Below are 14215 nucleotides of genomic sequence, written 5' to 3'. Positions count from 1 at the left end.
CGACTGTCAACCGCCGGCGGCGAGGGACCGGGCCGGCGGCGAGGTCCGGCGCGGGCCTTACTGGGGAGCGGGCGCCGTCGGGGCCGCGGCGGTCGCGGGGGGCGGGATCGTGGGCGCCGCCGCCGTCGCGGGCGCCTCGAACGCCTCGAACGCCGGGCCCGGCCCGAGGGCGGGATCGGCCGCGAGCGCGGCGGACGGCAGGGCCTTCTTGCGCCTCGCCCCGAACTGGACGTTCAGGCCCAATACGATCGAGTCGAGCTGGCTGTCGATCTTCGTGAACGCCCCGGTCTCCTCGACGATATCGCCCTGGATCGCGTTGCGGAACCCGTGCACCCAGGCCGACGTCACCGTGATGTCCTCCGTGAGCTTGTAGGAGGCGCCGAACGACAGCGTGTGCTGGATGATGCCCGGCAGCTGGACGTTGAACAGGGTGGCCGGCGTGGGGATCGGGTTGGTGTTGAACAGGTAGCCGGCGCGGAGCGTGACGCGATCGGTCAGGGCGTACTGCCCGCCGATCGCCAGGGCGAAGACGCTGTTCCAGCCCAGGCCGCCGTCGCGGACGGACTGGCCGAAGAGGGCGGCGTTCGCGTAGTCGAGGTAGCGGAGGTCGACGTCGATCAGGGCCTTTTCGAATCCCTTGTACGCCACGCCCCACGAGTAGATCGCCGGGAGCTGGGCCTGCACGCCGATCCGGCGGTTCGTCAGGTTGGGGTTGACCGCGTTGAACCCCCAGCGCTCCTGCCAGACGGGGCTCTTGTACGAGAACCCGAAGTTCCAGCTCTCGGCCTGATAAAGGGTGCCGAGCTGGAACCCGCCCCCCCAGAACTGGCGGGAGTTGGTCGCCGCCGGGAAGGTGGGCAGGATCCCGTCCGCCTGCCTCGGCCCGGGCGCGAAGAAGGCCGGGCTGAGCGACATCGTCCCCGAGGTGATCACCGGCCCGCCGCCGATCGAGAGCCGATCATTCACCTGGTAGGACGCCATCGGGTTGATGGACAGGAAGGACGCGTTCGCGTAGATCGAGCCGACCCCGAACCGACCCGGCGGCTGGTAACCGGACAGGATCGGGATCGACGGATTCCCCTGGAAATTGACGTTGCCGCCGACGAAGCCGAAGATCCCCAGGCCCAGCGTCATCCGCGACTCGGGCGTGAGCTTGAAAGCCAGGCCCGTCGCCAGGTTGGGGATGACCCCGCTGTCGCTCCGCGAGACGCCGTAGCGGCCCTGGGTCGGAACGACGCCGTTGATGGCCCCCGCCGGCAGGTTGGTGGTGAAGTGGGTGCTCGGGATGATCAGCTCGGATCCGAGCAGGAACTCGTCCCGCTCCAGGCCGCTCAAGTTGGCGGGGTTCCAGTAGCTGGATCCGAACTCGATCGGGGCCGCCGTGGAGGCCCCCGCCATCGACCGGTTGATCGGCCCCGCGCCGGGCGCGATGATCCCCTGCGCCGAGGCCGCAGAGACGCCGACGGCCACGAGCCCCATCGCGAGGGCCGTTCGGACGAATATCATAAGAGTCCTCGTGAACCGAGATTTGGAATTGGGATTCTGCAACGGATTTATCGGATGCAGGAGCGGCCCCGCATAAATCACGGGTCCGGCGCATTCCGAAAATCCCGCAAACCCTGCCTTCGAAGCAAACTCCGACGGCTTCCCCATCCCCGATCGCGATCCCTCAAGGAGCCTTGACCCGAAGGCAGAAGACGCACCAGGCCGCCAGCGCGGCATGAAGCACAACCGCTGGCAAGAGGGCAACGCCGAACAGGCCGGCGACGAGACCGGCCTGCGCGAGGACGGCGGCGACTCCGACGTTGTAGAGGGTCATGGCCGCGACGAGTCCCCGGGCCGCCGGGCTCGACGCTTCGCGATGCGCCAGGCCGCATGCGGCCCCGAGGGCGAGCAGCGCGGCCCCCAGGACACGGCCGATCGTCAGGGCGGCCGGCGTATGGAGCGGGGATCCGAGCGCGAGCACGGTCGCCTCCGAGGGCCTCGCCAGCAGCGCGATCCCGGTCGCGACCTCGAGCGCCGCGCTCAAGGCGAAGAGGGCTTTCAACATGGCGATAGAACGGCCTCCGCCTGCGAGTTCGAGCCCGACGTCCGGTCGACCAGACGACCCCGTCGGCCGGACGTCGCGAGACGCCCGGCCGCGGGGAGGGCGGTCATTTCACCTCGACGACGACCTTGTGGATCCTGCCCGTGAAGGCGTTGTCGCGTTCCTTGTACTCTTCGGTGACCGGCGTCTCGCCGTCGAGGCCCACGTCCACGCCTTCGTCGGCCGAGAAGACGTATGCCTGCGTCTTCTCGATCCGGCCCTCCGAGACCTTTTCGCCATCGATGAAGATCGAGCCGGCGCCCCCCTTGGCGACGCCGCCGCCGTCGTAAGCGAACTCGAAGCGGACCGTCGCCCTGCCCTCGGGCAGGGCTTTCGGCGAGACGACCTTGTAGGCGGTCTGGCCGAGGTAGTTGTAGACGTAGGTCGGCTTGCCGTCCTTGACGTACAGGCTCCAGCCGCCGAACCGGCCCGCCTGGGCGAGGATCACGCCGTCGCCGCCGCCCTTGGGGACCTGCAGCTCGGCGGTGATCGCGTGCGACCGATTCTTGAGGTTGAGGAAGACGTTCTCCGTCATCCCGATCATGCCCTCGTAGACCGTCAGCGAGGTGCGGCCGGCCATCAGGTCGGGGCGGCCGACGAGGGCCCCGTTCATCCGTTCGAGGGTCCGGTCGTCGAGGGGCAGGACCTGGTTCTTGGCGGCTTCTTCCAGGAAGAGCGCCTGCAATTCCTTGAGCTTGGCGGGCTGGGCCGCGGCCAGGTCGTTCGCCGAGCTGAAGTCCTCGTCGACGTGGTAGAGTTCCCACTTGTCTTCGAGGAGGGGACGTCGCGGCTTGCCTTCCCAGGCCGCGCGATGGACGGTGTGGGCCAGCCAGCCGTCGTGGTAGACGCCGCGGTTGCCGAAGATCTCGAAGTACTGCGTCTTGCGGCGGTCCTTGGCCCCGGCGTCGTCGAACGTGTAGAGCATGCTCACGCCCTCGATGGGCGTCTGCGGCGTGCCGTTCACCGACTTGGGCTCGGGCAGGCCGGCGGCCTCGAGGATCGTGGGGGCGACGTCGATGACGTGGTGCCACTGGGAGCGCAGCTCGCCCGCGGCCTTGATCCGCCTCGGCCAGTGGACGACCATGCCGTTGCGGGTGCCGCCGTAACTGCCGGCGACCTGCTTCGTCCACGCGAACGGCGCGTCGCCGGCCACGGCCCAGCCGGCGGCGTAGTGGCCGTACGAATTCGGGCCGCCCAGGTCGTCGATGTGCTTGAGGATCTCCGGGACCGATTCGGGGATCCCGTTGAAGTAGGTCGCCTCGTTGAGCAGCCCGTTCATGGTGCCTTCGCCGCTCGCCCCGTTGTCGCCGACCATGTAGAAGACGAGCGTATTTTCGAGGTGGCCGAGGTCCTCGATCGACTGGATGAGGCGGCCGACCTCGTGGTCGGCGTATTCGCCGTAGCCGGCGAAGACCTCCATCTGGCGGGCGAACAGCCGCTTCTCGTCGTCGCTCAGATCGTCCCAGTCCTTGATGGCCTCGGGCTTGGGCGCGAGCCGGGTCCCCGCAGGGACGACGCCGAGCTTGATCTGGCGGGCCAGCGTCTCCTCGCGGAGCCTGTCCCAGCCCTGGTCGAACCTGCCCTTGTACCTGTCGATCCATTCCTTCGGCGCGTGGTGCGGCGCGTGGGTGGCCCCCGGCGCGAAGTAGGCGAAGAACGGCTTGTCCGGCGTCAGCGCCTTCTGGGCGCTCGTCCATTTGATCGCCTGGTCGGCCAGGTCGGTCATGAGGTGGTACTTCGGATCCATGGGCAGTTCGACGCGGCTCATGTCTTCATAGAGCGCCGGCGCCCACTGGTTGGTCTCGCCGCCGATGAAGCCGTAGAACTTGTCGAAGCCGGAGCGCGTCGGCCAGCGGTCGGTCGGGCCCGACGGGCTGACTTCCCAGGCCGCGGTCTCGTGCGACTTGCCGAAGGCGGCCGTGCTGTAGCCGTTGAGCCGCAGCATCTCGGCCAGCGGGGCCACGCTGTCGGGGCGCTGGCCGGTCTGGCCGGGGAACGAGGTGGCGGTCTCGGTGATCGAGCCCATGTTGCAGACGTGATGGTTGCGGCCGGTGAGCAGGGCCGCCCGGGTGGGCGAGCAGAGCGCCGTGGTGTGGAACTTGTTGTACCGCAGGCCGCCCTTCGCCATGCGTTCCAGCGTCGGCATGTGGATCGGCCCGCCGAACGCGCTCGACTGGCCGAAGCCCATGTCGTCGATCAGCACGACCAGCACGTTCGGCGCCCCGGCCGGGGCCTTGACCTGGAACCGCGGCGGGGCCTTCGCGTTTCGGGCGTCGAGCGTCGTGATCGGCGCGAGCCTGGGCTCGGGGATCGGCAGGACGTCGCGGGGCGGGTCGCCGGCCCTCTCGGCCGGGGCCTCGGCGGCCGGCGGATTCGGCGCCGCGCCTCCCGCCCAGGCGAGCGGCAGGGCGCAGGCCGCGGACATGACCATCGCGTATGCACTTCTTCGATTCATAATTCGACCTCTTCCCGTTGGTACGTCGATCCGTCACTCGACCGCGGGAGCCTCCCCGCGGAGGGGATGAAGGGTTCCCGACCTCAACTCCGTCGATCTTCGCGCCCGTCGTCCGCCGGCCCGGCCCCGCCGCCGCGGCGTTGCAGGTAGTCCCGGCTCGCTTCAAGGCTGTCGATGAAGTGAGGGAGCGCTTCGAGGATGCCGAACACCCCGATGATCACCAGGCCGTGGCCGACGCGGAGCTGCTTCTGCACGAGGTCGTCCGCGAAGGACCTCGAGGCCTCGGACAGGCCGATCACGAGGAGCGCGACCCCCTTCACCAGCTTGGTGACGGGGCTGTCGACGAAGCGGGTGATCCCGCGCGCGATCTTGTTCGAAAGGGTGCTCATGATGGGCTTGCGCGTAAGTCCGTCGGGATGGGATGTCCGTCGCTCTCAGTTCGTTCCGGCGTTCGGTCGCGGTCGGCCTTCGCGTTCGACGACGATCGACGGGCTGTCGAACGCGACGCCGAGCCGCTCGGCCAGCCGCAGGATGTCGAGGATCAGCTCGTCGCGGGTCTTCAGCTCGGCGTGGCCGTCGCGGGCGTCGAGCTGCGCCTGGACCAGGATCTCGATCCCGGACGTCGCCAGGGCGTTCACGACGACTTCGATCTTCTCAGGCCGCACCTCTCGATGATTCCGCATCAGGTCGAGAATCCCGTCGCGGAACTGGACCAGGCGTTCCGGCGGCGTGCCGTGGGTGACGGTGATCCGGGTCCGGAACTTGCGGTAGCTGTGGGCGCCGAAGTTGGCGATGTGGGCGGTCGTCAGGTCGGAGTTGGGGATCGTCAGCAGCGAGCCGTCGAGCCCGCGGATCCGCGTCGTGCGCAGGCCGACCGATTCGACGACCCCCTCGTTGCCGGCGATCTGGACGAGGTCGCCGACGTGGAAGGTGCGGTCGGCGATGAGCATCAGCGAGCCGAAGAAGTTCTTGAGGGTGTCCTGCGCGGCCAGGGCCACGGCGAGGCCGCCGATCCCCAGCCCCGCGAGCACGGTCGCCACGTCGAAGTCGAACAGCTTGAGCACCGCGGCCAGGCCGAGCGCGCCCACCAAAATCTTGAGCACCAGCGCCACCACCGGGAGGCCCATCGCGGCCAGCGGCGAGGCACCGTCGAGGTTCGCGTTCGGACTGGCGACGAGGCGCAGGGCGGGGTCGATGAGCTGGTAGGCGGAGAAGGCCGCGAGGACCCAGAAGGCGGGGATGAGGATCGCCAGCAGGGCGCCCGCGGTGGCCATCCGCAGGTCGAGCGCGGCCACGCCCTGGATGAGGAGCCAGGTCACGGCCGCGCAGCCGGCCGCGCGGGCCCACCCGGCGATCTCCCGGTCGTCCGCCTCGGCGCCCCGTCGGCGCATCAAGGCCCGCGCCAGGCGGTCGAGCGCGGCGACGACGACCGAGTACGCCGGGACGACGAGCCCGACGAGGAGGGCCGCCCCGACGACCTGGTAGAGGGCCGGCGAGAACCATCCCCACAGGTCGAGCCGAGTTCGGAGCCAGGCGGGCGTCCGGCTTCGCACCCAAAGGCCGGGCGCGAGCCCGAATCCGGGCGGCTCGGGGGGCCGGCCGGCGGCCGTCAGCTCGGGGACCAGGGGCTTCGACTCGAAGGCCTCGTAGAGCCGATCCAGCGACTGGGCGGTGGCCCGGTTGAAGAGCCAGTGCCCCTTGCGCACGCCCTCGACCTTGCGCTCCATCGTGATCCGGCCCTCCCTGTGGACGACCGCCGCGAGAGGGCTGCCGGCCGACGTGTCGGGGAGGTCCTGGAAGATGACGAAGATCGACCGATCGAGGACCGCCTTGAGCTTGTACGCCAGCTCGCGGCCGACGATCGGCCGCGCCGGGTCGGGGACGTCGGTCAGGTCCAGGCATCCGGCGGCCGCGTCGGGGTCGCCCTTCTTCAGCGCGTCGATGAACGTGTGGAACATGGCGTAGGGCGACCGGAAGTCGGCCGGCACGTCGACGGCCTCCTTCCCCTGCCCCGCCGCGAGGTCCCGCTGCCAGAGGAAGAGCCGCATCTTCGGCAGGTTCTGCAGGGTCTCGCCGTCGAAGAGCCATCGGCCGTCCGGCATGCGATGCAGCGTGAGCTTCAGGTCCTTGCTCTCGCCGACGGAGCAGACGCGGCCGTCGACGATTTCGGGGATCACGATCGTCGGCACGTTGGTCGAGCGCAGGATGAACTCGAGCGCGAAGGCGAGCCGGCCGCCGTCGCGGCGGTCGGGGGGCATCTCCGAGAGGTCGAGGCAGGCGGCGGCGTCCTCGATCCGCTGCGGGTCGTCGTCGGCCTGGTTCATCGCGATCAGGAAGGTCCGCACGGTCGCCCGGGGCGTCCGGAACCGGGGATCGGCCGACTCGACCGCGGGCGACGGCGTCCCCTCCTTCGAGGCCGCGCCCTGGGCCGCGACGATCGCGGGACAGGCCCAGAGCAAGGCCGCGAGCAGGCAGGAGGTCAGGGTCGAGGGCGGGGACGCATCTCTCATTCGGGCTTCCCTGATGACGGCCGGAGGGTTGCGAAACGCCTTCCGGCCTCGGTCGCGACGTCTTTTACGGCTGCGGCGAGCCCGGACCGGATGGGGACCGGGCTCGCACCGCCTCGCGTCACCGCGAGAAATTGAGGCCCGGGTCGGTCGGGGGGGCGCCGGCGATCCGGAAGTTGAAGTGATCGGCGTCCTGCCAGGTGAGCTTGCCGGCCAGGGCGCCGTTCTGCCCCGCCTGGTCGGCGAGGGTCAAGACGCCGTCCGCGAGGTTGGACGTCCCGGCGATCGTCGTCGGGGGCTTGCCCGCGGCCGAGGTCGCCCAGGTGAAGCGGCCGTCGTCCTGGATCGCCAGGGCGACGCTCGCGTCCTTGGCCGGAACCGCGGTCCAACTGCCGGCCAGCTTGCCGTCGGCGACCGACGGGGCGGGGGCGGGGGCGGGCGCCGGGGCGGCCGACGCGGGGGGCTCGGAGCGGGCGACGAGCTGGGCCGATAGCGTGTCGCCCGGCTGGAGGGCGACGACCTTCTTCAGCTCGGCGACGGCGTTCGCGTCGTGGCCCTCGCAGAGGTAATGGTAAGCCAGCACGAAGTGGCCGGTGGGGGAGTCGGCGTTCGCCTTGACGAAGGTTTCCAGCTTGCGGAGCTGGCCCGTGTAGGTCTCGACGTCGGGGTACATCCCGCTCAGGGTCGTCCAGTCCCAGCCGGGGCCCATCGACAGGACCGCGTAGAGCGGCGCGGCGGCCTGATCGTACTGCCCCTGCGCGAAGAGGATGAGGGCCAGGAACTGGTGCAGGTTCGCGTCGTCGGGCGTCTGCCCGAGCGCCTGCTGGACGGATTGCTGGGCCTGGTCGAAGGCGCCCGCCTTGAACGCCTCGCGGGCCTGGTCGACGGCCGCGGCCGCCTGGTCGGCGACGCTCGGATCGGGAGGCGGGGACGTGGTGCTGATCGGCTGCGTGTAGTTGACCGCCTGGGCGGGCGCCTCGCCCTGGACGGGGGCCGCGGCGTTGTTCACCGCCACGCCGGACCCGCCGGCATATCCGCCGGCGTAGGGGTTGGCATAGCTCGAATAGCCCCAGCCATACATCGGCGACCCCGCGCCCCAGGCGCCGACGCCCGTCGCGGCCATGCCGTAGCCCGCGCCCGAGTAGTTGCCGTTCCAGTAGCCGGCGCCCATGTTCGAGTAGCCGTTATGGTTGTTGGCGTAACCCGCACCCGCCACGGCACCCATGGCTCCCGCCCCATTGTTGGGGAGGACCGACTGGTTGCGATTGGCGTACCCCGCGCCCGCAAGGGCGGCCCCGTTGTTGGGCAGGGTCGACTGGTTGCGGTTGGCGTAGCCCGCGCCCGCGACGGCGGCCCCGTTGTTGGGCAGGGTCGACTGGTTGCGGTTGGCGTAGCCCGCGCCCGCCGCCGCGGCACCGCCGTTCGGGAGCGTCGACTGGTTGCGATTCGCGTAGCCCGCGCCAGCGGCGGCCGCTCCTGCGGTGCTCGGCTGATTCCGGTTCGAATAGCCGGCGCCCGCGGCCGCGGCGCCGTTGTTGGGCAGGGTGGACTGGTTGCGGTTGGAGTATCCCGCGCCCGCGGCGGCCGCCCCCGCATTGCTCGGCTGGTTGCGGTTGGAGTAGCCCGCGCCCGCCGCGGCGGCTCCCGCATTGCCGGACTGGTTGCGATTCGCGTAGCCCGCGCCCGCGGCGGCGCCGGCGTTCGGGTTGCTGGACTGGTTGCGATTCGAGGCCCCGCCCTGATAGCCGGATTGGGATCGCGACCCGCCCGAAGGGGGCGAGCTGAACGACGGCGAGTGGCCCATGGAGCCGCCGCCTCCTCCACCGCGCTGGCCGCCGCCGTATCCGCCGCCGCCTCCGCCATACCCGCCGCCGCCGCCGCGCTGGCCGCCGCCGCGACCGCCGCCTCGACCTGCGAGGACTTCGCCCGAGATCGCCGCGAGCGTCAGGCCGACTCCGAGGGCCGTTTTCCAGAGGGTGCGATTCATGATGTCGGTCCTTGTCGGGGTGATTTCGTCGGGGTGAAAGGGGCCGGGGTCACTTGCCGGCCTCGGGGGGCTTGCGCACGATGGTGAACTCGTCGACGCCCGGGACCGCGGCGTCGCCGAGGGTCCGGTCGACCGACTGCCAGCTCGCGCGATCCTTGCCGAGCCGCGTGATGATGTTGGTGACCGACGCGTGCCGGCCGTCTTGCCGCACGCCCTCGGCCTTGATCACCCACCGGTCGCCGTCACGGGTCCAGTAGCCCTCGCCGAAGCCGCCCGCGGAGTCGAAGACCCAGGTCTTGAACTGGCGCCGGATCGGGTCCCAGCCGATGCGCTGGGTGCCCGAGAGGACCGGCCGGCCCTGCATCTTCATGGTGAATTCGCGGACCAGGAAGTTGCCGTCGTCGGCCCATTTGCAGGAGGTGGCGACGACCGCGTCCTGGCTCTCGTTGACCCAGTCGCCGGTCAGCCACTCCAGCTCCTTCAGGCGGTCGTGGGGCGTGAGGTCGTGCGTGGCCTCGTCGCGCACGGCGGACTGCAGCCATCGGCCGTCGCGCCTGACGTAGACGACAGTGAAGTTCGTGGTCTCGGGCGACTCGCCGGCCCCGGCGGGCGTGAGCGTCGTCCGGCCTTCTTCGAGGGCCGCGTCGGGGCCGAGGAACCGCAGCGCCTCGGTGGCGATGGCGATCGTCGTGCCGGGGGCGTCGGCGAAGCCCGCGGCGAGTCGGTCGCGGATCGCGGCCCGGCCCTCGGTGCGGTCGCCGTCCTCGTCGACGACCAGGGCGTCCTCGGCATAGGTCGCGGCCGCGGCCTCGGCGTCGCCCGCGTTGAAGGCCTTGGCGTACGCTTCGGCCAGGGCGGCGATGGCCTTGGCGTCGGCCGCCTGGGCCGTCGCCGGGGCGGCCGCCCGCGCCGCGACGGCCGGGGTCCGGACGGCGGCCGGGGCGGCCTGCACGGCCTTGGCGGGCTCCTGGGCCGTGACGCCCTGCCCCATCGCGAATGCCGCCACGCCGAACCAGAGGGGGACCGGTCTCATCGCTGTCGCTCCTTGGGAAGGTCCGAGGCGGAAGCCTCGCTGAGGGGGATGGGCCGTGCGGCGCGGAGAATCCGGGCCGACGGCCGTTGCAAACCTAGGACGTTCTTTTCACGCGCGGCCGGCGACCGTCGGCGAGACGAACGAGCGGCCCTCGAGGACGGCCTCGACCGCCGGGATCAGGTCGACGGCCGCGGTGCGCTTCAGCACGAACCCCGCCACGCCCGCGTCGAGCATCCGGGCGGCGACGGCGGGCTCGTCGTGGATGCTGAGGGCGATCAGCCGGAGGCCGGGGAAGCGGGCCATCAGTTGACATGCGACGTCGGCCCCCTCGTGCACCGGCATGGAGAGGTCGACGACGACGACGTCGGGGTCGAGCCGCTCGATCGTCTCCAGCAGGGAGCCCTCGTCGGCGACCATCACCACAGCCGCGAAGAGGGCCTCCAGAAGGCTGCGGACGCCCTGCAACATGGGCAGGTGGCTGTCCGCGAGGAGCACGCGGCCGCGCCTCGGAGGGCGGTCGGCCTCGTCTCGTCGTCCTTCACGGCTACCCGGCTGCATCGGCCGCACGTCTTCCCCCCTCGCAGGCGTCGGCGCCCGAGGTCGGACTTGCTGGACGTTCGGGCGGGCCCTCCTCGCAGGAGGGGCCGGCCGCGAGTCGTCGTCTGTTTCGAGGCGTCGACGCCCCGCATCGTCGCGAGCACCCACGCTTTCGACGAGAACCATCGAACCACGACGGAAGCTCGAACTCCACGGTTATCTTCCGAACGGCCGGGAAATCACGCCATTCGCAAAGATACGGGCTTCGGCTTGCGCATTGCGCAGCGCGGGCGGCCCCGTCAGAGGGCGAGGATGCCGTTCCGGATCGCGTACTGGACGAGTTCCGCGGTCGTCCGGACGCCGATCGCCTTCATGACGCGGGCCCTGTGGAACTCCGCGGTCCGGGTCGAGATGGACAGCAGGCTCGCGACCTCCTTGGCCGACCGGCCCTCGGCGGAGAGCTGCAGGACCTCACGCTGGCGAGGGGTCAGCCGTTGCGGATCGTCCGCGGGTCGCGGGCCCTCTTCGCGGTACGAGCGGAGCAGCTCGCCGGCGATCATCGGCGTCACGTAGGTCCGGCCCGCGAGCGCCTCGCGGAGGGCCTTGATCAGCTCGTCGTGGGCCGAATGCTTCAGCACGTAGCCCGAGGCCCCGGCCTCCATCGCCCGCCGCGCGTACGAGACGTCGCGCTGCATGGTCAGGAAGACGACCCTCGAGGCGACCCCCGCGCGGCGGATCTGCACGATGGCGTCGATGCCGTTGAGCAGGGGCATGCTGATATCGGCGACGATCGCGTCGGGCCGGAGTTCGGCCGCGGCCTCGACCAGCGCCCGGCCATCGGCGACGATCGCCACGAGGTCGAATTCGGGCTCCAGCAGGCCGCGCACGCCCTCGGCCAGGATCCGGTGGTCGTCGGCGAGCAGGACGGTCGGCCTGGTCATGCCCCGCCCCCGTCGGCGTCGCCGCGGACGCGGGCCGTGATCGTCGCGCCCTCGCCGGGCCTGGAGGCGACGGCGAACGCGCCCCGGACCAGCCGGACCCGCTCCTCCATGCTGGAGAGCCCGAGCCCCTCGCGCGAGCCCGCCTCCGTCGCGTCGAAGCCGACGCCCCGATCCCGGACGGTCAGGACCAGCTCCCGGCCCACGCGGACGAGCGAGACGGAGGCCTCGTCGGTCGCGGCGTGCTTGACGACGTTCCGCAGGGCCTCCTGCGCGACCCGGTAGATGCAGAGTGCCACGTCCTTGGGCAGCGACGCGAGGACCTCGTCGGCGCGGAAGGCGACCGCGAGCCCCTCCCGGCGCTCGACGCCGGCGCACTCCGATCGGAGGGCGTCGACGAGGCCGAGGTCGTCGAGGATCGAGGGGTGGAGCTGGCGGGAGAGGGCGTGGACGTCCTCCGAGAGGCTCACCAGCCCCGCCCGCATCTGCTGGAGCTGGCCGAGGGCGTCCGACGCCGGGTCGAGCCGGGCTTCGAGCCGGGCGGCGTCGATCGCCAGGACCGCCAGCCGCTGGGTCCAGTCGTCGTGCATCTCGCGGGCGATCCGCCGCCGCTCGTCCTCCTGCGCCTGGAGGAGCCGGCCGGCCAGGAGCCGCAGCTCGGCCTGAGTCCGTCGCAACGCCTCTTCGCGCGCGTGCAGCCGATGGTCCGCCCGCTTGCGGGCCAGGGCGCTCGCGAAGATCTCGCCGACGGTCCGGAGGCGCTGGACGAGGTCGTCGGGCCACGCCCGGAACGCGCGGAAGGCCCCGAAGCTGAGGACGCCCAGGACGACGCCCCCGGCCTTCAGCGGGATCGTCAGGTTCGACTTCATCCCGATCTTGATGACGTACGCCAGCTCCTGGACGGCCTCGGCGGGGGCGTCGTCGGGCAGCCGGTCGTAACGCATCACCTCGCCGCTCCGGACCTTATCGGCGTACCAGGGGAGGTCCTTCTCGGGGATCAACGGCGGCAGCGGCGGATAGCCGGGGAGGACGAACGAGTGCGTGATCAGGATCGCCTCGCCCTCCTCGGAGATCTGGGCGAAGCTGCTCCGCTCGACGCCCAGGAAGTCGACGAGCCGCTCCAACGCCTGCTCGATCTGGGCGTCGACCAGGTCGGCCGCCACGTTGACGAACGTCGCCGACAGGTCCGTCAGCAGCCGCTCGAAACTCAGGCGGTCCCGCAGGTCGCGGTCGGCGGGCGGCGTGAGGTCGCCGACGTCGTCGCCGGCGGGTCGGGGCTCGTCGGAGAGGGTCGGGGAAATCGGTCGCATCGATCTCGCCCCGGCGAGGTTCCCATCGGGGACCGGCTTCGGCATTCGGCCTCCGAGTTTGGACATGGTGCGTTCGTCGCCCCCGCGGCCGGCGTCTTCGCCGCAGACCTCGGGGGGCGTCGCCTTCGACGATCGCTGGAACGGCTTGAAATCGAACGGATTAGGTCCACGATAGGGTCGCCGCACCGGGCTGTCAACGGCCCGGGCCGTGCGAGCCCAGCCGACGACTTGTATGGATGACACCGATCGGTCCGGATTCCGAATGGGGCGGACGGCCCCGATTCGCCGGATCGAGGACGCCGCGTCGGATCGTCGCTCCATTGGCATTTCCGAGCGACGCGACTAGGGTCTGTATCACAAATAGAGTAGGCGCAAGTACCTTTCGATCATGGCGGTTTTGACCATTCCGAGGTAGTGGCGGGCCAGCTTCTCGAAGCGCGTGGCCACGGCCCGGCATTCCTTTATCCAGCTCACGCACCGCTCGACCACGTTGCGGCGGCGGTAGCTGTCGGGGTCGAACTTCAAGGGCCGGCCACGGTGGTTGGCCTTCTGATCCGAACGCTGGGGGATGACGGCCCCGATCCCGCGGCGGCGCAGCCAGACGCGGATGCGGTCGTAGCTGTACCCCTTGTCGCCGGCCACGTTCGCGGGCCGGCTGCGGGGACGACCGACCCGCCGAGGCACGCGGACCGCGTCCATCACCCTCTCGAACTGCGTCGACTCGTGGCGTTGACCGGCGGTCACCTCGGCCGCGAGGGGAAGTCCGCGACCGTCCACGACCAGGTGGACCTTGGTCCCGAATCCGCCGCGCGAGCGGCCCAACGCATGGTCGTCGGGCTCGTCCGCGCCCCCTTTTTTCCGCCGCCGGCGGCCGCCCGGGAGGCTCGGATCGAGGTCCCGTCGATGCAGAAGAGGTCCCAGTCGACCCGCCCCTCCTCGTCCATCCGCATCTGCAACGCCTTGAGGATGCGATCGAACGTGCCGTCGCGGCTCCAGCGGCGGAATCGGCCGTAGATCGTCGACCAGGGGCCGTAGCGCTCCGGTACGTCCCGCCAGGGGCAGCCGGTGCGCAGCCGCCAGAGCAGGCCGTTGAGCACCTTCAGGTGGTCGCGCCACCTGCGGCCGCGGCCGCCGCCCTGGGGCAGAAGCCGGCTGATCGCCTCGAACTGGGCCTCCGTCAACTCGTGCCGTCTCATCTCCGACCCTCCTTGCTCTTCCCGAACAAGGTTCTACGAAGATGACTGGCTGCCTGTTCATCAAACAGACCCTAACCTTCTGGGGTGTCCGGCCGCGGCCCGTCCTCCCACGCCGCGTGGCCGGTCGCTGTGGAAACCACCTCGATCGGAGCGGCCGGAAAACTGG

The 14215-nt window shown here is 70.8% G+C and carries 11 protein-coding genes; all 11 read right to left on the bottom strand.

Annotated elements, in window-relative coordinates; all coding sequences use genetic code 11:
- Nucleotides 1–57 precede the first annotated feature (57 nt).
- Nucleotides 58–1506 (bottom strand): OmpP1/FadL family transporter, encoded by a 1449-nt coding sequence (locus PZE19_RS02060; RefSeq protein WP_277858923.1) that lies wholly within the window; start codon nucleotides 1504–1506, stop codon nucleotides 58–60.
- A 163-nt stretch (nucleotides 1507–1669) separates the two neighbouring features.
- Nucleotides 1670–2050, bottom strand: coding sequence for a hypothetical protein (locus PZE19_RS02055; protein ID WP_277858922.1), 381 nt, complete (start codon nucleotides 2048–2050; stop codon nucleotides 1670–1672).
- Between the two features lie 103 nt (nucleotides 2051–2153).
- On the bottom strand, nucleotides 2154–4541 hold the full coding sequence (locus tag PZE19_RS02050; RefSeq protein ID WP_277858921.1) for an arylsulfatase: 2388 nt from the start codon (nucleotides 4539–4541) through the stop codon (nucleotides 2154–2156).
- Nucleotides 4542–4624: 83 nt separating this feature from the next.
- Nucleotides 4625–4930 (bottom strand): hypothetical protein, encoded by a 306-nt coding sequence (locus PZE19_RS02045; RefSeq protein ID WP_277858920.1) that lies wholly within the window; start codon nucleotides 4928–4930, stop codon nucleotides 4625–4627.
- A gap of 45 nt (nucleotides 4931–4975) precedes the next feature.
- Entirely contained in the window at nucleotides 4976–7051 is a 2076-nt protein-coding gene (locus PZE19_RS02040; protein ID WP_277858919.1) for a mechanosensitive ion channel family protein, read from the bottom strand.
- Between the two features lie 118 nt (nucleotides 7052–7169).
- Nucleotides 7170–9035, bottom strand: coding sequence for a tetratricopeptide repeat protein (locus tag PZE19_RS02035; protein ID WP_277858918.1), 1866 nt, complete (start codon nucleotides 9033–9035; stop codon nucleotides 7170–7172).
- Nucleotides 9036–9084: 49 nt separating this feature from the next.
- Nucleotides 9085–10068, bottom strand: a complete 984-nt coding sequence (locus PZE19_RS02030) for an SgcJ/EcaC family oxidoreductase (protein WP_277858917.1) — start codon at nucleotides 10066–10068, stop codon at nucleotides 9085–9087.
- A gap of 108 nt (nucleotides 10069–10176) precedes the next feature.
- Entirely contained in the window at nucleotides 10177–10563 is a 387-nt protein-coding gene (locus PZE19_RS02025; RefSeq protein WP_277858916.1) for a response regulator, read from the bottom strand.
- A gap of 341 nt (nucleotides 10564–10904) precedes the next feature.
- Nucleotides 10905–11546: a response regulator gene (locus PZE19_RS02020; protein WP_277858915.1), complete on the bottom strand. Its 642-nt coding sequence runs from the start codon at nucleotides 11544–11546 to the stop codon at nucleotides 10905–10907.
- Entirely contained in the window at nucleotides 11543–12853 is a 1311-nt protein-coding gene (locus PZE19_RS02015; protein ID WP_277858914.1) for a GAF domain-containing sensor histidine kinase, read from the bottom strand. Before PZE19_RS02015 ends, PZE19_RS02020 begins: the two co-directional genes overlap by 4 nt.
- A gap of 354 nt (nucleotides 12854–13207) precedes the next feature.
- A protein-coding gene (locus PZE19_RS02010) for an IS5 family transposase (protein WP_438269962.1) occupies nucleotides 13208–14049 on the bottom strand; the annotation gives its coding sequence in 2 pieces (ribosomal slippage) (nucleotides 13208–13684 and nucleotides 13687–14049; 840 coding nt in all).
- Between the last annotated feature and the right edge of the window lie 166 nt (nucleotides 14050–14215).

It is taken from the genome of Paludisphaera mucosa (genome assembly GCF_029589435.1).
Taxonomy (GTDB): Bacteria; Planctomycetota; Planctomycetia; order Isosphaerales; family Isosphaeraceae; genus Paludisphaera; species Paludisphaera mucosa.
Note: the sequence above shows the minus strand (reverse complement) of the source record. Positions and strands in the feature narration are given on the sequence as shown.

What these genes read in the sequence shown, in the direction of transcription:
- PZE19_RS02060 (WP_277858923.1), bottom strand. Translation starts at nt 1,506, where the DNA reads ATGATATTCGTCCGAACGGCCCTCGCGATGGGGCTCGTGGCCGTCGGC.
- PZE19_RS02020 (WP_277858915.1), bottom strand. Translation starts at nt 11,546, where the DNA reads ATGACCAGGCCGACCGTCCTGCTCGCCGACGACCACCGGATCCTGGCC.
- PZE19_RS02055 (WP_277858922.1), bottom strand. Translation starts at nt 2,050, where the DNA reads ATGTTGAAAGCCCTCTTCGCCTTGAGCGCGGCGCTCGAGGTCGCGACC.
- PZE19_RS02015 (WP_277858914.1), bottom strand. Translation starts at nt 12,853, where the DNA reads ATGCGACCGATTTCCCCGACCCTCTCCGACGAGCCCCGACCCGCCGGC.
- PZE19_RS02040 (WP_277858919.1), bottom strand. Translation starts at nt 7,051, where the DNA reads ATGAGAGATGCGTCCCCGCCCTCGACCCTGACCTCCTGCCTGCTCGCG.
- PZE19_RS02045 (WP_277858920.1), bottom strand. Translation starts at nt 4,930, where the DNA reads ATGAGCACCCTTTCGAACAAGATCGCGCGCGGGATCACCCGCTTCGTC.
- PZE19_RS02030 (WP_277858917.1), bottom strand. Translation starts at nt 10,068, where the DNA reads ATGAGACCGGTCCCCCTCTGGTTCGGCGTGGCGGCATTCGCGATGGGG.
- PZE19_RS02050 (WP_277858921.1), bottom strand. Translation starts at nt 4,541, where the DNA reads ATGAATCGAAGAAGTGCATACGCGATGGTCATGTCCGCGGCCTGCGCC.
- PZE19_RS02035 (WP_277858918.1), bottom strand. Translation starts at nt 9,035, where the DNA reads ATGAATCGCACCCTCTGGAAAACGGCCCTCGGAGTCGGCCTGACGCTC.